The organism is Aquimarina sp. I32.4 (assembly GCF_002924285.1).
Taxonomy (GTDB): Bacteria; Bacteroidota; Bacteroidia; order Flavobacteriales; family Flavobacteriaceae; genus Aquimarina.
In genome coordinates this window covers 1-25,248 of record NZ_PGUB01000001.1, presented here as the reverse complement: position 1 = coordinate 25,248, position 25,248 = coordinate 1, and the positions used below count along the sequence as shown (strand labels likewise).

The 25,248-nt window shown below is 33.9% G+C and carries 13 protein-coding genes; 9 read left to right on the top strand and 4 right to left on the bottom strand.

Going from position 1 to position 25,248, the window contains the following annotated elements:
- Positions 1–3 precede the first annotated feature (3 nt).
- Genes CVD18_RS00065 through CVD18_RS00055 form a run of 3 tightly spaced genes read right to left on the bottom strand, consistent with a single transcriptional unit; the run spans position 4 to position 2,648 of the window.
- The gene (locus CVD18_RS00065) at positions 4–930 is read right to left on the bottom strand and encodes a hypothetical protein (protein ID WP_103863406.1); all 927 of its coding nucleotides are present in this window, start codon (positions 928–930) and stop codon (positions 4–6) included.
- Positions 923–2,080: a glycosyltransferase family 4 protein gene (locus tag CVD18_RS00060; RefSeq protein ID WP_103863405.1), complete on the bottom strand. Its 1,158-nt coding sequence runs from the start codon at positions 2,078–2,080 to the stop codon at positions 923–925. The genes CVD18_RS00065 and CVD18_RS00060 overlap by 8 nt, the downstream gene beginning before the upstream one ends.
- 13 nt (positions 2,081–2,093) lie before the next feature.
- Entirely contained in the window at positions 2,094–2,648 is a 555-nt protein-coding gene (locus CVD18_RS00055; RefSeq protein ID WP_103863404.1) for a LemA family protein, read from the bottom strand.
- A gap of 354 nt (positions 2,649–3,002) precedes the next feature.
- Here CVD18_RS00055 and CVD18_RS00050 point away from each other — a divergent pair, with 354 nt between their 5' ends.
- The 6 genes from CVD18_RS00050 to CVD18_RS00025 all read left to right on the top strand — a co-directional run bounded on the left by CVD18_RS00050 (position 3,003) and on the right by CVD18_RS00025 (position 17,829).
- Positions 3,003–6,995: a DUF4114 domain-containing protein gene (locus CVD18_RS00050; RefSeq protein WP_103863403.1), complete on the top strand. Its 3,993-nt coding sequence runs from the start codon at positions 3,003–3,005 to the stop codon at positions 6,993–6,995.
- Positions 6,996–7,359: 364 nt separating this feature from the next.
- Positions 7,360–11,892, top strand: a complete 4,533-nt coding sequence (locus CVD18_RS00045; RefSeq protein ID WP_103863402.1) for a hypothetical protein — start codon at positions 7,360–7,362, stop codon at positions 11,890–11,892.
- Positions 11,893–11,911: 19 nt separating this feature from the next.
- A complete protein-coding gene (locus CVD18_RS00040; protein ID WP_103863401.1) occupies positions 11,912–15,571 on the top strand; it encodes a DUF6443 domain-containing protein in 3,660 nt (1,219 codons plus the stop codon).
- 3 nt (positions 15,572–15,574) lie between these two features.
- A complete protein-coding gene (locus CVD18_RS00035; RefSeq protein WP_103863400.1) occupies positions 15,575–16,000 on the top strand; it encodes a hypothetical protein in 426 nt (141 codons plus the stop codon).
- A 150-nt stretch (positions 16,001–16,150) separates the two neighbouring features.
- Complete coding sequence (locus CVD18_RS00030) at positions 16,151–17,293, top strand: AraC family transcriptional regulator (RefSeq protein ID WP_103863399.1); 1,143 nt, start codon at positions 16,151–16,153, stop codon at positions 17,291–17,293.
- 257 nt (positions 17,294–17,550) lie between these two features.
- Positions 17,551–17,829, top strand: coding sequence for a hypothetical protein (locus CVD18_RS00025; protein ID WP_103863398.1), 279 nt, complete (start codon positions 17,551–17,553; stop codon positions 17,827–17,829).
- A gap of 82 nt (positions 17,830–17,911) precedes the next feature.
- Here the strand turns inward: CVD18_RS00025 and CVD18_RS00020 are convergent, their stop codons facing one another.
- On the bottom strand, positions 17,912–18,172 hold the full coding sequence (locus CVD18_RS00020) for a thermonuclease family protein (RefSeq protein ID WP_103863397.1): 261 nt from the start codon (positions 18,170–18,172) through the stop codon (positions 17,912–17,914).
- A gap of 286 nt (positions 18,173–18,458) precedes the next feature.
- On the opposite strand from CVD18_RS00020, the gene CVD18_RS00015 reads away from it, so the two are divergent.
- From CVD18_RS00015 to CVD18_RS00005, 3 genes are all read left to right on the top strand, one after another.
- Positions 18,459–18,953 carry an ORF6N domain-containing protein gene (locus CVD18_RS00015; RefSeq protein WP_233194436.1) on the top strand — a complete coding sequence of 165 codons (495 nt, stop codon included), beginning with the start codon at positions 18,459–18,461 and terminating at the stop codon, positions 18,951–18,953.
- A gap of 32 nt (positions 18,954–18,985) precedes the next feature.
- A complete protein-coding gene (locus CVD18_RS00010) occupies positions 18,986–19,513 on the top strand; it encodes an ORF6N domain-containing protein (protein WP_103863395.1) in 528 nt (175 codons plus the stop codon).
- Between the two features lie 744 nt (positions 19,514–20,257).
- Positions 20,258–24,796, top strand: a complete 4,539-nt coding sequence (locus CVD18_RS00005; RefSeq protein ID WP_158250355.1) for a glycosyl hydrolase family 18 protein — start codon at positions 20,258–20,260, stop codon at positions 24,794–24,796.
- The last annotated feature ends 452 nt before the right edge of the window (positions 24,797–25,248 follow it).

Below are 25,248 nucleotides of genomic sequence, written 5' to 3'. Positions count from 1 at the left end.
TTTTTATACTCTTGGTGTTACACAACTATAACTAGCATTTATTAAATTGATCAATTCTAATGAGAAGTAATCTGCAGAGAACATCGTTATAGAGCTCGATGAATATGGGTTATATTCTTCTGGATTTTCATTTTTAATATCAAATTTCCTGACGGTTTTAACAACATAATAGTTCTCATCTTCTACCATCTGAACTTTTGATGTATCCATCCCTTGTTTCTGAATATATTTTGCTTTGGGTATTTTCATTTTTAAAGTAAACGGATATACTGATCTATACTTTTGTTTTGTTTTTCTTTTGCCACTTGCACTTCTTTTATTTACGATACGATTACGCAAACGCTCTGTAAAATTAAAGGTCACAATAGATCCATCATTAAAAAAACAAGACCCCTTACTTATTTCTTTTTCATAAAAATAATTTGTCCCTGATAAAAAACCAGAAGTCTTTGCTTCATGTTTTTCTTTCTTCTTCAAGTTTTCAGAAAGCATTGTACTTTTTACATTTGCTTCTAATGTAATTCTGGATTGTGGTAGTAAGTCTTCTTCTATTAATGTAAAAAAAGCAGAAAAATAATCTGAAAAAAAATCAAATCCATCTGTATAATTTTTCTTGAATCTCTTTTTTGTCCTTACTGTCATTATTATTCCTGTGAGGATACTAATAATAAAGACAAGTGTAAAAGGAAAGTAATAGTATTGTTTTATAATAAACATAAGCACAAGAATACTTACAATTATAATCCAAATTTTATTAATTTTTTTCTTTTTTACATCGTTTGCATGCTGTCTTTGTAATACGCAGGCTCTAAAAAAACGAATCCATTTTAGCGGTGTTTTTTTAGAAGAAAAACCTCTATGCAAATGTGCCCTTTCTATAGGGGCTCCGCTATACTGTTCTTTGGTTAATACAGACCCTTGTTTATTCATAGTAAGTGGATATTTCCTTATATAGTTTTTTTAACTTCTGTAATTGTAGCTCCCAAGTAAACTCTTTTTTCATCCTAGCTAAAGCATTATCAGATAAAATTTTAGATTCTTCTGGTGAATCCAATAAAAAACGAATACATCGTGCCAGATCTAACTCTCTATCAGGCTCAAACAACATAGCTTCTTTCTCTGAAACAAGTTCTCTGACCACTGGTAAATCTGATGCTACTATGGTCGTCTGACAGGCCATAGATTCTAATATTTTGAGAGGGCTACATCCCTGAATAATGTTTCTGTCACAAGCTTTTAATGGAGCTATTGATAGCTTTGCATAATGTATATAATTATATAACTCCTCTCTTTGCAGTTTTGATTTTACAATCACTCGATTGGTAATCTCTAGTTTCTCTATAAATTTCTGTAATGGCTTAAATGCTTTCTCTTTTACAGAGGAGCAAATCACTAATTTCAACTCTTTATAATCCTGTAAAAAAGTCATTGCTTTGAGGAGTACCTCTATTCCTTGCCATGGCTGTAAGGCTCCAAAATAAATAATATAATTTTCTGGTATATCCTCTGGTTTCTCGAAACTCTCTGGAATATAAGCTCCATTAGGGATAACATTTATTTTTTTCTCAGGAATTGTATAATTCGATACCAGAAATTCTTTTGTTGTATAAGAAGGTGTAACTATTACATTTGCATCAGAAAGACATTTTTGTTCTAGCGATCTAAGTTTATCCAAGAAATCATCTGTGAGATTTGGATATCTATATGATAGTTCTATCGAGGTCAAAGCATTGACCTCAAAAACGGATGTAACATCTTTATGTGCTACAATCCCTAATCCACTCCAAATATCTCTGAAATGAGCAATCATGATATCCTTTGCATTTCTTTCTACCTCCAAAAATATTTCTTCAGAAAATAGTGACGCTTTTTCTAGATAGTTTAGTTTCTCTTCAGAATAATACCTCTTGATCAGAATATTATCATGCCTTTGTACCGCAGGAAGCTTATCATTTCCTCGTAAGCAAAGTAGCCTCAATTCATCTCCATGAGTAGCTAATTCTGATATCATTTCTTTTATATGTGTAGATGATCCTTTGGCGCTAGGAAACACATCATATGCAGCATAAATATTGAGCATAAAATCTGAGGGCTTAAAATGACACTTTTACTGGCTCCCTCTCTGAAGCGTCTTTAATTTCAAAGAAAATTCCTTTTTCAAAATTAAACATATTGGAAATAATATTAGATGGAAAACTCTCTATAGCAATATTATTATCTTTTACAGTGCCATTATAATACCTTCGTGCCATTTCAATTTCTTCTTCAAGAGCACTTAATTCATTTTGCATTTCGATAAAATTCTGATTTGCCTTTAAATCAGGATAATTCTCTGAAATTGCAAAAAGATTCATCATAGAGTTTTTCAAAGCATTTTCTGCACTCCCTTGATCAGATACTGTATTAGCATTCTGAACTAAATTTCTTGATTTAGTAACATTTTCAAAAAGCTCCTTCTCATGAGTAGCATACCCCTTTACTGTTTCTAATAAATTAGGGATTAAATCATTTCGTTTCTTAAGAAAAACATCAATACTACTCCACCCTTCCTGCATCGTGTTTTTTTTATTAACCAAACCATTGTAAATAGAAATCCCAATCAATAAAGGAATTATTAACAATCCTACTAATAGTAAAAAATATATCATATGTTGTTGTATCTATAAATTAAAAAAAACTAATTTAACAAAAAATGGCTATTACTAGTATAATTAATCTTTCTATTTACAATAAAGCTTGTTTTTATATTTTTTTTGAGGATATCTACTGTAATTGACCATAGTCTATCTATATAATGTACTTCTAGAGAAAAATAACATTATAAAATTTTCATTCTCATCCCCCCTCTTTATCCCACTCACCCCTTTTTTTTTAAAAATCTATCATGTTTATCTTGATTTAAAACCTACTCACCTACAACAAACTACAGCTTATCGAATTATCTTTCCAAAAAAGCAGGTATCCATTAGCTTTGACCATCAGAACACTAAACCCATACCGCTATGAAAAAAATAACTACTCTTCTCATTCTACTGATTACATTTTCTATACACGCTCAACAACCTTTTGATTGTGATGATGGTAATTTTTATCAAGTGATCTCTGGTGTAATGAAAGCGTATGATCCCATCACAGGCTCATACTCTGATGGGTTACATACCTATTCTTCTTACAATGCTGGTGGATATAATGTGGTTGACAACTATTTATACGCCATCAAAAGAAATGACAATCACCTACTGAGAGTTGCAAAAGACATGGTTGTTGATCTAGGTGCAATAGCCCCATCAGGAACCGTAGTTTTTGGCGGTGGATATGCTGCAGATGTTGATCCAGATGGGAACTTATGGGTTTTTCAAAACACTACTAAAAACACTTTTCATAAAATAACAAATCTAAAAGATTATGACGGCACATCCTCTCCTGTTTTTGAGGTTATTACAGCTGACCAAACATCTCCTAGCACATGTGCTGATATTGCATATATTGATGGTTCTTTTTATGGTGGTAGTAGAGGGAAATTATATAAATGGGATCTCTCATCTGGAACTCCTGTATTTTCTAGTAAAGATGTAACAAACCTTCCTCGTAGTACATTTGGAGCAGCCTATACAGATGCCAATAACCGACTCTATTTATCAGACAATAGTGGTGGCCTTTATCTAATAAATGACTATACGAGTGATACTCCTACAGCAACATTACTAAACCTTACCGAAACCACAAACTCTAATGATGGGTTCAAATGTGCCAGTGGTATTTCTCCCCTAGATAAAGATCAAGATGGTGCTTTGGATTCTATGGATATCGACAGTGATGGGGATGGAATCACAAATACCGTAGAATGCAATGGTATAGACCCTTATGGAGATAGTGATGGTGATGACATGTATAATTACCTAGATAATGACATCAGTGGTAACGGAGATAATGTAGTACAAGATGATTTTGATAAAGATGGTGACGGGATTCCTGATTTCCTTGATATTGATTCTGATAACGATGGCATATATGATATTGTAGAGGCAGGACAAGGTGATAAAGATTCTAATAATGATGGAGTTCATAATGGTTTAGATACCAACTTTATAGATACAGATGCAGATGGACTAGCAGATGCCTTTGATCCAGACCAAACTGGTACAAACCTGCAACTTATTGACACTGATAATGACACTATCTATGATTGCTACGATATTGATTCTGATAATGATGGAATTGTAGACCTTATAGAAGGGCAAAATGCGACTTCTTATCTTGGATTATCTAATACCGATGCTGATAATGATGGATTAGATGATGCTTTTGATTCTGATTATGGAGGGACAACAAACGGGACAATCAATACAGATGGCACAGATACTTATGACCATCTAGATACAGATTCTGATAATAATGGTATATCAGATAGTACAGAAGCCTACGACAGTGATGGTGATGGAGTTGCTGAGACTACTTTATCAGGAATTGATAATGACCAAGATGGGCTGGATGATAGCTTTGATTTAAGAAAAAGTAGTTTTTCTACTGATAATGGTGGGCAGACTCCTGAGAGTTTTCCTATCCCAGAAATTTGCGATAGATATAATTATCTTGGTAGTTTCTCTACCGACGGAACCCCACAATATCTTGACGGGCAAGATGTCGTAACTCAAGAAACGATAGATATGATTAATGGTGCCTTGCCAGAAGGATATCCTGTACCTGATTTTAATCCACACTATATTACATCTGGATATGATACTGATGTGGTGGTACAAGAACAGGCTGATATATGGGTTACTTTTGTAGGAGAAGGGGCAGGATATAGAAATACATTAGGGTTTTACACCTATGACATCAATACTCCTTCACCATCTATTCCAGCACCAGAAGATATTACGATTATTTTTCCTAACGTATCTGCAGTAGGTAGTGGTGGTGGGTTACAGATAGGCGATAAAGTAAAAATAGGAAGCTTCCCCCCAAATACGGGTATTGGATGGGTATTATTAGCCAATGCCTGGGAAAATAATTGTGTTGGAACAGGATACTGGCAATTACACTCTAATCCTGATTACAACCCAGAGAGTGATGCTATACTGAGGTATCATAACGTACTGCTATCAGATCCCGATAACGAAAGAATTATTTTAGGATTTGAAGATATAAGAAGAGATTATGCCTCTTGTGATCAAGATTTTAATGATACCTTATTCTATATCACAGCAAGTCCATACACCGCAATCACCACAGATAATTATGTAGATATTGATACTGCAACCGATGTAACTTCTGCTAATAATGGTGGGTTAGAAAGCAACGGGGATTTAGCAAACCTGATCGCCCAACGAAATTTTAATCGTACAAAAACGAATCGTGTTTTCAATACAAAAAAGGCACAACAAAAATTTCAACCAAGTGTAAAATCATATAAATCTAGTAATGGTGAGGATTTAAGTACTTATTTCCCAGAGACAGGAATCTTTAAAACAGAATCTACCTATGTATCAAGTCCTGATGATCTATTGGGGATCACAAATGCAAATGCTGTATTCTCTGTAGATTACTATAACGGACAAGAAAGAGTGGCTGCTGCACTAGCAACATCAACAGAAGGGACCGTTTATGATCATTCAAAAACAATTTGTGACCGATTGAATGGCTCTAAGCTATTAGATGTAAGAACTGTAAACATAAAAAAGCATACTCTAATAAGTACAAGAATAGAGAGAGCTACTGGCGAAATAGAATACGCAATCGCTTTTTCTATCAAAAAAGGAGAATATGAAAATGAAATCTATAGTTTATGGAATATAGACAACTACCCAGAAGGAAATTATATTAATTTTCAAGTATGGGGAGGTTCTGTACCACAAGTTGCAAATATTGCAAATCATATTCTGGATTCCTTTTTAACAAATAAACCACTACGAAGTCATAAAACCGATAAAACAGTGCCTACAGTATTTGTAGAAAAAGGATCATATAACAATGGGAAACTTATACTCAATATCGTTAATAAACTTGGTGCAAGTCATATCAATTTCTCAGGAAACATAAGAGCAACCGAACTATCAGAAGAACGTAATATGACTCAAACAATAGCACTATCTGGAGCTTATAATGAACGAATAAGCATAGATACTGGAAACCTGTTTGATATAGGATTCTCTATTGCAACAGAAGATTCCTCTCAACTAGATGCCCTTTACCTAGCCGATGGCCCTTGGGGTATCGATTATCTAGATCGGGGAGCAGTTATCCAAAATTTTGAGATCACACAACACAACCCAGAAATCAAAGACAATAGCTATACTATAGAACGTAATGCCGTAGTAGAGGGCGAAGTAAAAGAAACTATAAACTTATTCAGAAATATTCTGGCAGGAGAACTTACACTGGATGTGTCTGATTATGATGCAATACAATTTGACATGCAAGCTGATAAGGATATAGAAATCATATTAGTAACCGAAAATCTAACGGATTGGAATAATAGGCTGAGATATACAATTGATGCTTCTTCAGAAAATAAGACATATATCCTTTCTTTTTCTGATTTCTCTAACGGTAGCAAAAGTAAAGAAGGCATAGGAAATATACGAAGCGTTGTATTTTCTATTCAGGGAGATTACCAAAACTTCTCTCCATTCTATCTAGAGGTCGCTAATCTTGGTTTTACAAAAATACCAACGACTACTCCTGACCTTGAGCCTGAAAGTGAAAACGAAGAAATTGCTCTTGCAGAAACAGTAGAACAAGTTACAATAACTCAACTTAGCAATTACCCTAACCCATTCAAAAACAACACAACAATCCAAGTGCCTCATACACACAATGCATTAGAAATAACTGTAGTAGATATGCTAGGAAGAATCGTTCGACAAGGAAGTATTGTGACCAATAATAATACTTTCATTTTTGAAACAAAAGACCTTACGTCTGGGGTATACTACTATATTCTCAGAGGAGATAACAAGCAACAATATAAAGGTAGTTTTTTGATACAATAATTATTAAGATTGGTTTTTTTTCAGGATTTGGGTAATAGCGAGGATAATTATACATATTATCCTCGTTATTTTTTATTTTTCTACCAAACCTCAAAAAAATCAATAACTAACACATAATCAATAAGTTAAATCCATTTCCTTTCTTTTTATTCTTAGTAGATCAGAATACAATTCTCATATTTTTTTATTTTTTTTTTAGCCAGTTTCAAAAAATGGTACTTCTATATTGTACTATTGCCCTAACAAATTGAATTTATGCACAGATATAAACACATTGTACACTTTTATGAGTGGGAAATTGTAATAAAAATTAAAAGATCAAATGAAGTTGTCTAAATCTAGAAATACATAAATATACCATCTAATGAAAAAACACATTATCTATCTATTCCTGTTTTTATCAGGAATTGGTATTGCTCAGGAACTTAACACTTATACCCCTATATCACCTAACGCGGCAAGTTTAGGTAAATATGGAGCATTTCCTGTAAATACCAATTTAGGAACTACTAATATTTCTATCCCTTTATATACAATCAAGCAAGGGGATATAGAAATACCAATCAGTTTAAGTTATAATGCTACCTCAGGGATTAGGGTAAATGAAGAAGCCTCTTGGGTAGGATTAGGATGGACCCTTAATGCCGGTGGAGCGATTGTAAGAAGTGTAAAAGGTTTACCTGGTAATGGAACCTCTCTGGATTTTGGTAATGTGCAGTTTGGTCCATTTTCCTCACTTTTTGTAGGTGTAACCCAACAACGAGCAGACCTTAATGCCGATGATTTCCTTTTTAATTATTCTGGTACTACTGGTACATTTACATATGATCACATCACCAATAAGTATGTATTTCGTGACTATAACCCTATAAGTATCACTAGAGGTAGTCTAGAAAACCCTAGTATTAATGCAATGATGGAAAATGGCACCTTGTTAAAGTTTGATGCAATAGAAGAAATAGATCGTCATAGAAATCATTATATAGGACCAGGGTATAAAAAGTATTCTACAGCATATTATCTTACTAAAGTGATCTCTGCCAATCAAACTGATGAGGTAACTTTATCGTATGATAGTCATGCTTTTGATAAAAAGAGTGAAAAAACAGGGGATCAGATTTCTATGGCCTTGGCTTCGGCAGTAGATGCCCCTTTACCAAGCTGGAGTCCGCTACCTCCAACAGTGAGTCGACAAAATGGGGAGTTAGAGTACAAATCTTATGAAAAAACATTGAAACGAATTGATTTTAAAATGGGCTATGTTTTGTTTGATTATAGTTTAGATCGATTAGATAGCCAATCTGGTAAATTAAATCATATCAAAGTATATAGTACTATAAACGGTAGTACCACATTAATCAAAAAAATATCTTTTAAGTACGACTATTACAATCGATCTGGAGGATGGTATGACAGAATTCTTCAAAGCGAGTTAGGTACAGAGGCGTATAGCAAATCCCTAAAATTAACGGGAGTAGATGTTTATAGTAATGCCCCTACACCCCAACAATATACATTTGACTATAACACTACCGCATTGCCTATAAGAGCTTCTTCTGGTCAGGATTTTTGGGGATATGCCAATAACAATTCAGAAAGTTATATGCATAAGCATACGACAACCCTTTATTTTATGGGAGATAATCTCAAACCTTTTCCACATATAACAGAAGTAGGAAAAGGAGATAGAACGGCCAATGAATATAAGTCGAAAGCTGGGATTCTTACCAAAATAACCTACCCCACAGGCGGATATACTGAGTTTGAATATGAAGCTAATAAATATACTGTTACGGTAAACGAACCTATTTATAGGAATAAAAACTTGTCTTTTGCGGTAGATTCTCCTGATACTGGATGTGGAAGAAGTAGATTGTCAGCTAGTTATACTATTCCTCGTGGAGCTATTGATCCTGTATTACGATATTCTTTTAGGCCGTGTCTTCATAATCAAAATTCTCGCAAAGCTTTTGTAAAGGTAAATAATGATGTATACCAAAGACCTTTTGTGTCTTGGGATCAAGAATATGACAATGGATATTCTTCAGCTGCGATCAAACAGTATACTAATAGAACGTATCAGCTAGAGCTAGAAGAATTTGCCAATTCTATTCCAAATTACGGATGTGCTGGGATTGTTGTTAATGTATCATGGAAAGAGTCAGATGGATATGAAGCCGTAGACAAAGATATACTGGTGGGAGGGTTGCGTATCAAATCAATTACAAGCTATGATGGTATTGATACTGCATTTACTTCTAAAAAAGAATATACTTACAATAAACCTAGAGTTTTAATTCCTGTATCTGATAATAATTATAGGGTTTTACATGAAATAATTGGTGAGCCAAAACTTTTAAACATTATTAGTTCACATCCTACTTATTCATTAAATGTAAATGGTGGCCCATCTGCAGAATATACAAAGGTTACAGAGTATAATACAGATGCTTCAGGAATTGATAACGGTAAAATCGTATATGAGTATGAACCTACTCCTGTATATCGTTTGATGGATACAGGTGCACCAGGTAGTGGATCGGCATTTACATTTTATAAAGACCCTAGATACGTACATGAAGTATGTTCTGGTGGTGGGATTTTTCCTCCTTTTCCAATAGACCAAACACACCTTGAAACGATCAGAGTTTATGGATATGGTAATTTTATGAATTATAAAGTAAAAAGTTGGGCAGGAGGTAGCCTAAAATCTCAAAAAGTGTATAAAAAATCAGGAATTACCTATACCTTGCTTAAATCAATAGATAATGCATATTCAACTTTGGCAGAGTCAACACTACCGTTTAATCACTTACATTCAATCGATCCGAATGGAATGGTTGGGCCTTCAAGTACTATTCCGGGATGTGGAGGGTACAATCATCGATTTATATATAACAAGAGCTATATTTCATTAGGCAAAAAAGCACTAACCTCAAGTAAAGAAACGATCTATGACACCAATGGGCAGAATCCAGTAGTTACTGAGAAATCATATAGATACGACCACCCCAATCATTTTCAAACTCAAAGTGGTGTAAAAAACAGTCTAGGGAGTCAATTAAAAACGAAAACCTATTATCCTAACCAAAGAGGTCAATTGGCCAATTTAAGTATTGATGATGAGAGTGCATATTTCAAATTAGAGCAATTACACCGTATTGCTACTCCTATACAAACAGAATCCTATATGGGTACTACACTGTTATCTACCCAGCGTACCTTGTTTAAGCCAGGGATTGCTACCAATTCATTTTTCCCTAAAAGTATACAAACAGCAAAAGGAGCGATTACCACAACTAACCCATTAACAGATAAAGTGCAATACCATAAATATGATAGCTCTGGTAATCCTATAGAAGTTTCAAGGGCAGATGGGAGGCATATCATGTATATATGGGGGTATCAAAATACTTATCCTATTGCCAAGATCGAGAATGCATCGTATATAGAAGTCTCAGGATATATTGCTGGATTACAAACCAAATCAAATGCAGATAATGACCGTACTCGGGGTAGTAGTGGTAAAGAAGGAGCTTTACGAGATGCGCTCCATGCAATGCGGGTAGGATTACCCAATGCTATGATATCTTCTTATACCTATGATCCTTTGATAGGAGTAACCAGTATGACCGATCCCAAGGGCTACACCTTGTATTATGAATATGATATTATAAACCGTCTAAATTATGTCATAGACGATGAGAGTAAGGTAATAGAAAAAATTAATTATAATTATCAGGGACAACAATCCAATGCTTTGAGTGAGGTAAAGATCAACCTATCTGGGACAGGTTCAATTCAACCTAAAAAGGAAGTTGTCTTTACTGCCAATACCATAGGGAGTAGTGGTGCTGATCTTTATACTTGGTCTGTTGATGGTACACAAGAACAATGTGGTACCACTACCAGTTTTGCCAAAACCTTTAGCAGTGAAGGCTCCTATAGAGTATTAGTAGTGGCCTATAACAGTCAGGCCAAACATAGTGTAAGTAAAACAATGAATGTAGTAGTCGCTTACCCTCCTATCAATGTACCTATAGTAGATTCAGATTACACGCATATTGTAAAAGGAACTAACGTTGATTTCAACGCCTCCAACATTGGAGGAGGTACAGGTAACTTAAGATACGAATGGTTTGTAAACAATGTAAAACAAGCTAATACCACAACTACTTTAAAGTATAAACCAGGTACAGCTGGAACATATAATATTCGTTTCAAGGTAATCGACAATAACAGTGGAAAAACAAAGATTAGTGGTGTCAAGAAATTGTATGCATATAACCCATTAAATACTCCCAGAGTAATTGCTTCAAAAACTCATATCGTTCGTGGTACAACCACTTCTTTTACAGCTTCTAATATTGGAGGGGGTTCTGGATCTAGAAGATATGAGTGGTATGTGAATAACGTAAAACAGAGTGTTACAGGAGTAACATATTCTCACAATTTTCCTAATACAGGAACGTATACGATCAAACTTAAAGTAGTTGATTTAACATTACAGAACGCAAATTCTAAATGGAGTTCTAATACTCCCGTCTTGAAATCGTATAATGGTATGACTATCAAAACAAGTCAATCTGCTACTTCTGTTTCTGGTGCAAGTGCTAATGTACGATTTAGTGTAACTAATATATCAGGAGGTTCTAGATCACATCAAATAACATGGAGAGTATTTAAGAGTGCAGCTCCTTCACAAACAATTGGTTCTGGATCGAGTACGAATTTTAGCTTCTCTAATTTTGCAACAGGTACACATGAATACAGTGTCAAGGCTACAGTAAAAGATAATCTTACAGGGCAGAAGGTCTCAAGGGTTATGATTGTTGTAGCCAGTATTTCTTCAGGTAACGGTGGTGGTGACTGCCCAGATTGTGGAGATCAACACTAATTATATAACAACATAGAAAATGAAAAAACAATTTATATATAGCATCATCGTGCTACTAGGGGTAAATCTTCAGGCTCAGGTAGTATTATCAGATAAGAATTATGTACATACCACAGCACCTCAAACTCCTGTGACCATTGCAGAGCTAGAGAACGTGAATTGCTCGAATATCAATGATATTGATAAGACAATTGAGAGTGTGACCTATTTTGATGGATTGGGTAGGTCTATACAGCAACGAGCGATCAAAGCTTCACCAGCTGGTAAAGATATTGTAACCCATATAACTTACGATACCTATGGCAGGCAAGGTAAACAATATCTACCTTTTGAAGCGAATAATACTGTTGGGAGTTATAAGAGTGTAAACATAAATACTGATATTAACCAGTATTATAAGAATACCTATGCCGATGATTTCCTTGGGGTAATTAACCTCTCAGATATTAATGCGTATTCAGAAAGTGTTTTTGAATCCTCTCCTCTAAATCGTATATTGGAACAAGCTGCTCCTGGGACAGCATGGAAAGCAGATTCTACTAATGATACAGATCATACTATCAAATTTGGGTGGGATACCAATGCATCCAAAGAGATCGTATGTTTTAAAGTAAACTTCACTGGTAACAATACAGAATACCCCCAATTGGTACAAAGAGGGCATTATCCAGCCTATGGGCTTTATATTACCTCTACTAAAGATGAAAATTGGCAGCCTAGACAGACGCATCCTAATGACCATACTACCAAAGAGTATAAAGATAAACAAGGTAGAGTAATTCTAAAAACAACCTATAATGCTGGCATAACTCACGATACGTATTATGTATATGATGATTATGGTAACCTTACTTATGTCATTCCACCTAAGGTAACTACCAATGATGGCGTATCTACTATAGAGCTATCAGAGTTATGTTACCAATACAAATACGATTATAGAAATCGATTGATAGAAAAGAAGGTTCCTGGTAAAGGATGGGAGTATATTGTATACAATAATTTGAATCAGCCAGTGATGGTTCAAGATACCTTTTTAAAACAAAAAAATCAATGGCTCTTTACCAAATATGATGCCTTTGGCAGAGTAGTCTATACAGGTAAAATAAAAATTACTGGTAAGACAAGAATTCAGTTACAAACAGAAGCCACTAATTTTACCACAAACCTATGGGTCGTTAAAAAAAATGTTAACACTATTGGAGGTATATCTATGCATTATGATGATGGAGGATACCCAAAAGTTACTACTAGTGAGGTATTAACCATTAATTATTATGATGATTATGATTTCTTAGGTACTACTCCTGCACAAGCTTTTATACAACCCACTACCGTTTATGGGGAACCAACTGTAAACACTACCAAATCATTACCTACAGGAAGTAAAATAAAAGTTCTAGATACCAATGACTGGATTACGACAGTAAGTTATTATGATAAAAAAGGACGAGCTATTTATGTTGCAAGTAAAAATGAGTACCTTAGCGTTACTGATGTTGTAGAAACGCAATTAGACTTTATAGGTAAAGTGAAACAAACCAAAACAACACATACCAAAGATACCAATACTCCTATTGTAACTATAGACACTTTTACGTATGATCATATGGGTAGGTTTCTCACACAAAGACAGTGTATAGAAGATCAGACTGGTATCAACTGTACCACCAATACTAATAATCTGCCTACTCCACCCCAAACAATAACAATATCAACTCCTGTTACAGAAACTCAAAATCATATAGCACAAAAACAAATCCTACTAGCTAATGGATTTAATTTTTCTGGAGCAGTTAATAAAAATTTCTCAGCTCAAATTAGAAGCCAAGAAACAACAGGAGAATTAATCGTATCAAACACCTATGATGCCTTGGGGCAATTAGCATCCAAATCAGTAGGAGGAGGATTACAGAATATAGCCTATGACTATAATATACAAGGCTGGTTGAAATCGATCAATAACGGAGCTACAGACAACGGTGATTTATTTGGATTTAAGATCAATTATAATGCACCAGAACATGGGGCTACTGCCCTGTATAACGGAAACATTAGCGAAACCCAGTGGAAAACTGCCAATGATCATACACAACGATGGTATACCTATTCTTATGATGCATTAAATAGAATTAACAGTGCTACAGGCAATACCACTAATTACAACCTGAGTAATGTTACCTATGATAAGATGGGTAATATAAAATCCCTAACCCGAAACGGTTTTCAAAATGGGACTAACTATACAGATATGGATATCCTTACCTATCATTATGATGAAGGTAACAAGCTACAAAAGGTGGTTGATACAGGTAATAAATCCTACGGATTTAAAGATGGCACAAATGCTCAAGAAGATTACCGATATGATGCCAATGGGAATTTATATATGGATTTTAATAAAGATATAGGAGGAATCCTATATAATCATTTAAATCTACCAACACGTATAAATGTAGATGCTGCAAGAAAATATATACGTTACATCTATGATGCAACGGGAGTAAAGCAAAAAAAGATTGTAACAGAACCCAACAAACCTAAAGCTATAACCGCCTACACAGGTAACTACGTCTATAAGAATGGTGCACTCCAGTATTTTAGCACGCCCGAAGGATATGCAACACCAAATGGTACAGGATATCGATATGTGTACAATTATAAAGACCATTTAGGGAATACACGTTTAAGTTATACTAAAAATGATGCAGGTACTCCTGAGATTGTAGAAGAATCGAATTATTATCCCTTTGGATTAACTCATAAAGGATATAACAGTTCTGTATCTTCTTTAGGAAACTCTACAGCGCAATTATTAAAGTTCGGTGGGAAAGAACAACAAGACGAACTTGGACTTGAATGGTTGGATTTTCATGCTAGAAACTATGATGCAGCACTTGGTAGGTGGATGAATATTGATAACCACGCAGATAGTTATTTAGAATGGTCTCCTTATAATTACGCTATTAATAATCCTATAAATGTTATAGATCCCGATGGTAATAACATTTATATATTGACTTGGTTTTCAGAAGATGGAGAGACAGGTCATGCGGGTATAGCGATAGATAACTATAAAACTCAAAATAAAAAAGACACAAATGGTAACGACATTTTCGATGCGAATGGAAATATTGTAACAGAACAAGTTAAAGATGGTACATTCACATATTATGATTTATGGCCTAAAGATCCAGTTGGTAATTTAGAGATGCAAGATGATGTTAAACCTGGTTATTCAGAAGGAATTCAGATAAAAAGCCTAAGTGATTTAACTAATACAGATGTTACTACTCAAGTTAACGGGAATGTTCATACAGAAGGCAGATCTGCTGATGGTATTGTTCAATTGTCAACGACATTTACTCAAGATGAAGCGGCAAAAAAAACAGCTAAAACAGAAATAAGTAATAAAAACAGCTATAATGCTTGTAATAATAACTGTTCTACTTTTACGCAAAGAGTTGCTAACTCAGCTTTAAACAATAAAAATCAGATTAATGCAGAGCAAAGAATAAACCCTGGTTGGACACTGAGAACATTAGGTTATAAAGCGACTGATGTTGTAGCTCCAAATAATTTATATAATGCAGCTTTAAAAACAAAAAATGCAAAAAGAATAAAAGGTCCAAAAAATGTTCAAGCTAAACCTTATTTAGAATACTTCGGTAAAAATTAAATTATGAGATATATTATAATAATTATTATTTCTATTACATCTTTAGGATGTAAAGGACAAAATAAAACACTTAAGGAAACACCTTTAATGTCAGTTATAAAGTTACAAGCTGCTGAAGCAGTATTAAATTTTGAAGAGGCAAAGAAATATATTGATTTAGATAAAGTCTTTGAAAAATTTCCTGAGTCTCATGATGTGGAAAAACAATGGAAAGAGATGATTACAGTTCTTCATAATCTAGGAAATAATAAGAAATTCACGAATCAGTTTAAGTATTTTAATTATACTATCACTGAAAATGTAAATAACTCAAAAGCAAAGGTAAGTTTTGTTGCGATTGATAAAGGTTCAAAAATAAAAGAGATTAGCTATTCTCTTTATGAAATAGACAATAAATGGAAAGTTTTTGATATCCAGTATGTTAATTAATTCTTAGTAGCATCATTGAGATATCAAAAAAAAGACATTGATTATAAGCCAATATTTGATAATTCTATTAAATATTGGCTTTTATTTTTGGATATTTGTTTCAAATAATAAGTACAGTTTTTACATGTTTATTTGAAATAACAACTATCAGTGAATTTAAACTTTAACTTCTTTAATATTATAATTTTTGCTGGTATAGTGCAAGGGTTTTTATTCAGTATAGTTGTTTTAACCTCGAAAGCTTTTAAAGATAGGGCTAACAAATATTTAGCATTAACAATTATTTCTTTATCGTTAAATAACTTATATTATTGGTTAATAGATATTGGTTTAGAAACGCAATATGAAGAAGTTAACCTGTTTTATCTTCCTTGGCATTTATTATTTCCTATAACTTTTTATATGTATGTCTACGAATATGTAAGCGATAAGATTAAAAAGCATATTCTTTGGTTTTTAATAACACCATTTTTAGCTTCTTCAGTTACACATATATTAATTAATATTTTTCGTAATCCTACGGAGAACTATCCTTTTTGGGTTGAAATATTTTATATATCAGAGGAATATCTTGCTTTTATTATTGCTTTGTCTGTTGGTTTTCTAGCATATAAAAAGTTAAAAATAGCAAAGAATCGTAACCCTAAAATTAATATTAAATGGTTAAATATTCTTCTTAGATCGGGACTTATATTGTGTCTTATTTGGGTGGTAATTTATTCATTAGCGACAAAATTTAGCCTTGGAGGTTTAAAACTCTATTATCCAATATGGTTAGGGATATCTATCATGTTCTATTGGATTGGTTACAGAGGGTTATATCAATTTAAACTAGCAAAAGATCGTAAAGCCATTAGTGAATTACTTAAAGAAATTTCTTCAAATGAGAATCCTCAAAGATTAAATAATCGTAATGCAGAAGAATACACAGAAGAACACCCAATATTTAGAAAATTTAAGGATTTAGTTGAAAAAGAACATATTTACAGAAATCAAGATATAACACTAGATTCCTTGGCAAAAAAATTAAAAACAAACAGATCCACACTTTCTGGATTAATAAATCAGGTATCGGGTCAAAAATTCACGGACTATATTAATGAATATAGAGTTGAAGAAGCTAAAACGTTATTAACTAATCCTGATTTTGACAAATATAAAATCTCTGCAATCGGTTATGAGGTGGGATTTAATCATGTAAGTACTTTTTATAGTGTTTTTAAGAAATATACAGGAGTTACACCAACAAAGTTTAAAGAAACCAAAAACATTTCACAAAAACCTCATTTGTAGATTTTTACGTTATAAAAAACGAATCTAATTTGATAAATCAAGACCTGTTTTCCTTGTTTTTAGCTAATCACTCCCCTTACATTTGAAAAAATAAATTCAAGATAATTTTTCATCCTAATTTTTATTACATCATACCTGTTTATTATTAATCCCCCAATGTAAAATGATAATGGGTATGACTAAACTACGTAAACCAATCTCATACTTGCTATTAAAGAATGACCGTAAGTACACTCATTTTTAATCTGCAATTTATTATGAATAGTATTATTAAACAAGTAAAGCTTATAGAACGTATTGATCAATTGATCCGTTTAGAAGCAACAGGGTCACCAGAAGAATTTGCAACAAAGATAGGAGTCTCAAAAACTAAAATGTATCGCATGATTAGTATAATGAAGGAGTTAGGTGCTCCTATAGAATATGCTATTACTCTTCAAAGTTTTGTCTATGCAGAAGTTGTAGGTTTTAAATTTGGGTTTTATGTAAAAGAAAGCAGTCCTGCCAATCAATTCCGAAAAGTTTTGACTTATTAATAAGGATGATCAAAGTGGTATATTAATAAATTCACAGCAGTAAAATGTTGTGGATTTTTTATGTTTGATAAAGTATAGTTGTTTATTCTTTCCAGAATTTAGCTACATTTTTATCAATAAGATAATCAGACATATTAGTGTCGTTATAGATCACTTCTGCAATATATCGTGCATATTGGTCTTTGTTTTGTTTGGTGGTAGTAATTATAACGGTAGCTCCCGCTACCGCGAAGCTATGCTTCGTGGCGTCAAAGATTGGCGGGTAAGAGTAAACAGTACGAGTAATAAAAGCAAAGAACCAACAAATTAAACCCTCCCTTCTTCTTAGTAGATCAGAATACAATTCTCATATTTTTTATTTTTTTTTAGCCAGTTTCAAAAAATGGTACTTGTGCGCTGTAATATTGCATATCACCTCTCTAACAAACCATATATGATAACAGAAAGATATCCGTTTTTACCTGTTTAGCTTATCTAAAGCGAAAGAAATGACAAAAGCAATGAAAACCAAAGGGTGCACTATAACCGAGATAACAGAACTTACAGGATTAAGCAACGAAGAAATTACCAAACTAGACTAATTTTACATCAATATGAGCGAAAAAGCAATAGTTCCTAAAGAGGTAATTATGAGTAAAATACTCATAATAAGAGATCAAAAAGTAATCATTGATAGGGATTTAGCAGAGCTTTACGGAGTTGAAACTAAAAGACTTAATGAGCAAGTAAAAAGAAACGTAAAGCGTTTTCCTTCAAACTTCATGTTCCGGTTGACTAAAGTAGAAAAAGATCAGGTAGTCGCAAATTGCGACCACCTCCAAAAACTAAAGTTCTCCCCGTCTTTACCCTATGCCTTTACAGAACACGGAACAATGATGTTAGCAAATGTTATAAATAGTGATAAAGCAATCGATGTAAGTGTTGAAATTATAGAAACTTATGTAAAAATGCGAGAAATGCTAACTGATAATCTAAGTGTAAAACTAGAAATCGAAGAAATCAAAAAGAAACTTACAAATCACAGTAAAAATATAGAGCTGGTCTTTGATTATCTTGATGAACTCAATAAAAAATTAGACACACCTGAATCCAATGAGAGAAAGAAAATTGGATACAAGAAATAATTAAAAAAATAAAGAATTTAAAAACTTAAAGAATGAGTAACGATATAATTATTCCAAACGAGATAATCACTAGTAAAATATACCTAATTAGAAATCAAAAAATAATCTTAGACAGTGATCTATCAGAACTTTATGAGGTAGAGACTAAACAACTAAAAAGACAAGTAAGAAGGAATATTGAGCGTTTTCCTGAAGATTTTATGTTTGAACTGCCTAAAGAAGAGTTCGAAAACTTGAGGAGCCAATTTGGCACCTCAAATTGGGGAGGAACAAGATATATGCCGATGGCATTTACAGAACAAGGTGTTGCCATGTTATCTAGCGTGCTCAATAGTCCTACAGCCATAAAAGTCAACATACAGATTATTAGAGTGTTTACCCAAATAAGACAAACCCTAACCGATACTCTAAGTGTACAACTAGAAATCGAAGAAATAAAAAAGAAACTTACCAATCACAGTAAAAATATAGAGCTGGTCTTTGATTATCTTGATGAACTCAATAAAAAATTAGACACACCTGAATCCAATGAGAGAAAGAAAATTGGATACAAAAAATAATTAAAAAATAAAGAATTTAAAAGCAAAGCTCATTCATACACTACAAGCTTTTAAAAGACTGAGATAAATTTAAAAAGAAAAGCTTCGTTGTAGATAAAATTCTATAATAGGTAAGTTCAGTTCTATAGAGAAATACATTCGTTATTATAAATCATCTCCTGAATATTAATAATAGCAGTAATAAAACCTTCTTCCCTGCTGCCCCTCAGTACAGGCTAACGCTATAATTTTTCTAGTAGCGATTACCAGTAAATAAATGATAAAAACCGTTACAGCAATGTAGCTGGTTTTTGTTTTAAAGAATAAATTTATCCTTTCCAGAGTTTAGCTACGTTTTTATCAATCAGATAATCAGACATATTAGTGTCGTTATAGGTTACTTCTGCAATGTATAATGCATACTGGTCTTTATTCTATTTGACAGTAATAGGCCTTAACATATCTTAACAATATATTAGCATTTACAACACCAAACACGCCTCTCTCGAGCGTAAATACATTATTGTAAATAAAGTCATTAATCTACATATCGATGTTATGCATGGATAAAAGTACACCCTTCGTATATTTTATTTTGCCAAAACTACATGAACATCCAAATTAGATCGCTCAGCCAATAAAATTGGCAACGTGTTAACAATTAAATTAATTTTTAAACTCAACTTAATTCATTTTACTATGAACAGAACAACCAAATGTATAATAAAGAAGCCTTTTTATAAGAAAGGCTTAAAACAGCTGGTCATGGCACTAGTCTTTATTCTTGGCTACACCAGTATCGCTCAGATAAACTCTGGAGGAAGCCACACAACAGCCAATCATTCTAAACAAGTAATAGGGTATGTTCCTAATTGGGACGCATGGAAAGGTCCAAAATTTGATGTCCTTGCAAAATCATTGAATCACTATAATATAGATTATTCACAATATACCATTCTTAACTTTTCATTCTTTGGAGTAGCAACAGACGGATCATTACATAGTGGAGATTTAAGAAATCCAAAAATCTATGCCTCTGGAGAAATACAACAACCAGGAGACATGTTACATCCTGATGCCAACAGTAGCCATGATAAGGCCTTAGTATTAGGCCAGCCAAAAGAATTTTGGGGCTGGGACGAGAAGCTAAGAGCTTTAGGATACGAGCCTCATCCAGAAGGAGCCTATAAAGGATGGGTAAAAACAGCAACAGGAGAACAAGGAACTTGGCCTTTAGAAGAATACCTAGAAGCTAGTATGCTTAAAATAGCGCATGAAAATGGCGTAAAAGTAATGGCATCTATTGGTGGATGGAGTATGTGTAAACATTTTCCAGAGATGGCCGCAGATGTTACCAAAAGAGCCCGATTTGTTGCAGACTGCAAAAAATTAATCGACGAATACGGATTTGATGGAATCGATTTAGACTGGGAATACCCAGGGCCGTTTGACGGTATGAACTTTACTGGATCAGTAGCAGATTATAAAAACTTTACAACCCTAGTAAAAGAAATAAGAGCTGCCATTGGGCCAAACAAATTAATAACTGCTGCTATGTCTGCCTCTCCTTCTAAATTAGGAGGTCTAGAATGGGCTGAGCTAGATAAATACATGGATTATTACAACATGATGACCTATGATTTTAATGGTGGATGGTCTAACAAAGCTGGACATAATTCCCCATTATATGACTACCCAGAAGCAGAATATCAAGATTTTTCATTAGATGCAACCTACAAAAAATTAGCAGCATTAAATGTAAATCTATCAAAGGTAAACCTAGGAGTTGCATTTTACGGAAGAGCAGTTACTACAGAAGGTAGCCCAACATTAGGTGGAAAAACCAAAAAAACTCCTCAAGTATTTGCAGTAGATGGACCTGTAGATTCGGCCTCTGACCTTGTTAATTTTAAAGACATGGAAGGAACTCCTTACTACACAACAATCTTAAAAGAATTAGCTTCAGGAAACTGGACAGAAAACTGGGATGATACAGCAAAAGTACCTTACCTAACTCATAAAACATCTAACTCTTTCCTAAGTTATGATAATGAACGCTCTTTATCTTTAAAAGCAGAATATATCAAAAACAAAAAACTAGCAGGATGTATCGTTTGGGAAGTATTTAGTGATTTCGTAGTTGGTCCTGAAACCAAAAAAATAGGAAAATACCCATACTGCCCAGCAACAAAAGCTCCTTTGGCCAATGTAATCAATAAAGCCTTTGCAACTGGAGTTATAGATACCAATGAAGCTCCTGTTGTAAGTATCATATCTCCTACAGCACAACAAAAAATTGAGCAAGATACTCCAAAAGAGATTACTCTTATTGCAGAAGCTAGTGATGTTGATGGAACAGTAGCATCAGTAACTTTTGAAATAGGAACGCAAACATTAACAGCCACATTAGTAAATAACCAATATACTGCTACATGGGCACCTGTAGGCTTTGGTGACTATTCACTAACTGTTACTGCTACTGATGACAAACAAACCACTACCAAAAAAACAGTAGCTTTTTCTGTTTCTAAAACAGTGGATACAACTAATCAGGCTCCTGTAGTAAACTTTATAGCACCTACAACACAGCAAGATATCAAACAAGCTACAATTAATGCAATTACTCTTATTGCAGAAGCTAGTGATGTTGATGGAACTATTGCTTCTGTAACCTTTAAAATAGGAACGCAAACACTGACAGCGGTCTTAGTAAACAATCAATACACTGCCTCTTGGACACCAACAGCATTTGGTGCACAAACAGCGATAGTAACTGCTACAGATGACAAAAATGCCACTGCAGAGCAAACAGTAAACTTTACTGTTTCTAAAACCACTACAGCTCCAGAAGGAGAACACCCACTAGTATCTAGAGCTCAATGGGATGTTTTATTCCCACACAGATTCGGGTCAAAACTTGTAGGAGACATTTATGTAATAGATCCTAAAGATGATTTTTATAGCTATGATGCATTTATAAAAGCTATTAAGAGAATGAAGAATATCGAAGTAATGTTTGAAAGAAGGTGTGGTACCAACGCATACAGAATAACTCGTACAGACAAAACTACTGGAGCCTCTTTATTACTAAGAACCGATATTGACTTTGATGCACCAAGAAACTTAGAAAAAGAAATCATTATAGATAATGTTGATTATGCTTCATTTCTAGAAGAAGGAACTTTAGAAACTAGAAAAAGAGAACTTTCTGCCTTTTTTGCAAATATCTCTCACGAAACTACAGGAGGATGGGATACAGCACCAGGAGGAAGATTCTCTTGGGGATTACATTTCAATGAAGAAAAAACAGATGCTCCCTATGTAGCTGCAAACGATCCTCACTACCCTGCAACACCTGGTCAGTCATACAAAGGAAGAGGTCCTATCCAACTTTCTTATAACTTTAACTATGGAGCTGCCAGTCATATTATCTTTGGTGACAAACAAATTCTATTAGATAATCCAGGCAAAGTACTTGAGGACTCCGCTTTAGCATTTGAAACAGCTATCTGGTTCTGGATGACACCTCAATACCCAAAACCATCTGCACATACAGTGATGGCAGACACTTGGATTCCTAATGAATTAGATATCGAAAAAAACAGAGTTCCTGGATTAGGAATGACTGTAAACATTATCAATGGAGGTATCGAATGTGGACACGGAGGTGCTTCAGAAAAAGGACAAGTAGCTGACAGAATTGGATATTACGAACGTTTTACTGGGATCTATAATATCGGAACCGATATGGATGGTGTAAATGATTTATCTGACTGTGGTTGTAAAGATATGACTAAATATGCTGGTAATTCTGGAGGTGATTTTACCGCTGAACCATGTGCACAAAAACCTGCAATTACCTTTGTGTCTCCAACAAACAATCAATTAATTCTGCAAAACACCTTTGCTCCCATTGCTGTAAATATAGAAGTAGATCAGAAAAATTCTGTTCTAAAAACACTTACAACAACTATTGGTACTCAAACATTCAATGGTGCTACTTTTTCATGGACACCTAGTGGATACGGAAGTCATATTATGACTTCTAATGCAACTTTTGAAAATGGAAAAACGGCAACTGCTACCAACAAAGTAATCATTTGGGATGGGACTAATCTTGATTGTAATGAAATTCCAGAATGGATAAACGTTAGAATCTATAAAGACAAGGATAATTATGTAAGATATAATAATGCAATCTACAGAAACAAGTGGTATGCACCAAACGGTAGTACACCTGGAGTTGCCAGTATGTGGGAGCTCGTAAAAGAATGTACTGGGCCACCTAGCTCTGCTCCCACTGTTAACTGGGAGAAACCAACAAAGGGTCAGATTATAGAAGCAGTAACACTACCAACAGTTACATTGACTGCCACTGCAACTGATAGTGACGGTACTGTACAATCTTTCTCTTTCAAGCACAATAACACTGTTATAGCTGCTACAAAAACAGGAGATCGATATACTGCAGACTTTACACCTACTGCATTCCAAACAGTTACTATCTCTGCTATAGCTATAGATAATGACAATAAAACTACAGAAAACAAAATCACTTTTACTGTACGAGAAAAAACAGGTCAGAACACAGCACCTTCAATAACTGGAGTTTCGCCTGCTAATTCAAGTGTTATAGAGCAATCTCAACTGGCTAGTATTGTATTAAAAGCATTAGTAAATGACAATGTATCCATTAGTAATGTTGCTTTTACAGTAAACAATACTGCAGTTACTGCTACTCAAAGTCCTTCTGGAGAATATACAGCCAACTGGACTCCTACTGCTTTTGGGCAAGTTACTTTTAAAATAACTGCTACTGATGGCGAAGGTTTATCCTCAGAAAGCAATACAACCTTTACTGTTAAGAAGAAAACTACTGGAGGAGCTTGTGGAGATGTTGCTGCATGGGAAGCTAAAGTATACTCAGCTTCTGGTCAATTTGTAAGCTATGAAGGGAAAGTATACAAAAATAAATGGTATGCTGAGATCACTGATATCCCTGGAGTAAGTGCTGTATGGAGTTTTGTATCAGACTGTGGTTCTACAAATTCTATCTCGGCTAATCTATACCCTACTGTAGTCTCTGATCAGGTTAATATTAGTGTAAACTCTAAAAAGAATAGCGCTTTAAAAATAGTACTTTATGACTATTCTGGAAAAACAGTACGAACCCTTGTAGATCAAAACATTTCTAAAGGAGATTCTACTTTTACAGAAGATCTATCTTCTTTAAGAAATGGTATATACATCTATAAAATTTACATAGATGGTAATGTCAAAACAGAACGGTTAATCAAAAAATAATTATAACCATAAAGGCAACTAGTTCAATCAATGAATTAGTTGTCTTTTCCCCCTTACTGTTACCTAGTATGAACTACTACTAGAATTTTTATAGTAGCGATCATCGGTAAGCAGCACAAGTAAATAAATGATAAAACCAGTTACAGAAATGTAGCTGGTTTTTGTTTTACACCTATTCTTTCTAAAGTTTAGCAACGTTTTTATCAATAAAACAATCAGACTTATTCATGCTATTAAAGTATATAATTATATACTATTATTAGTCTAGGCTATATTCTACTATATGACTGATTCAGTTGTTGTTTTCCAAATTTGCCATGCATTTTGTCCAGCAAGGGCATAGTAGGCAAAGGATTTGAGACGTTGGTTATTCTCTTTTATGCGTTCCAAGACCATAAACCAGTTCATATAATTCTGTAGATATTTAGTTGCCACTCCATTAAATGGTTTCA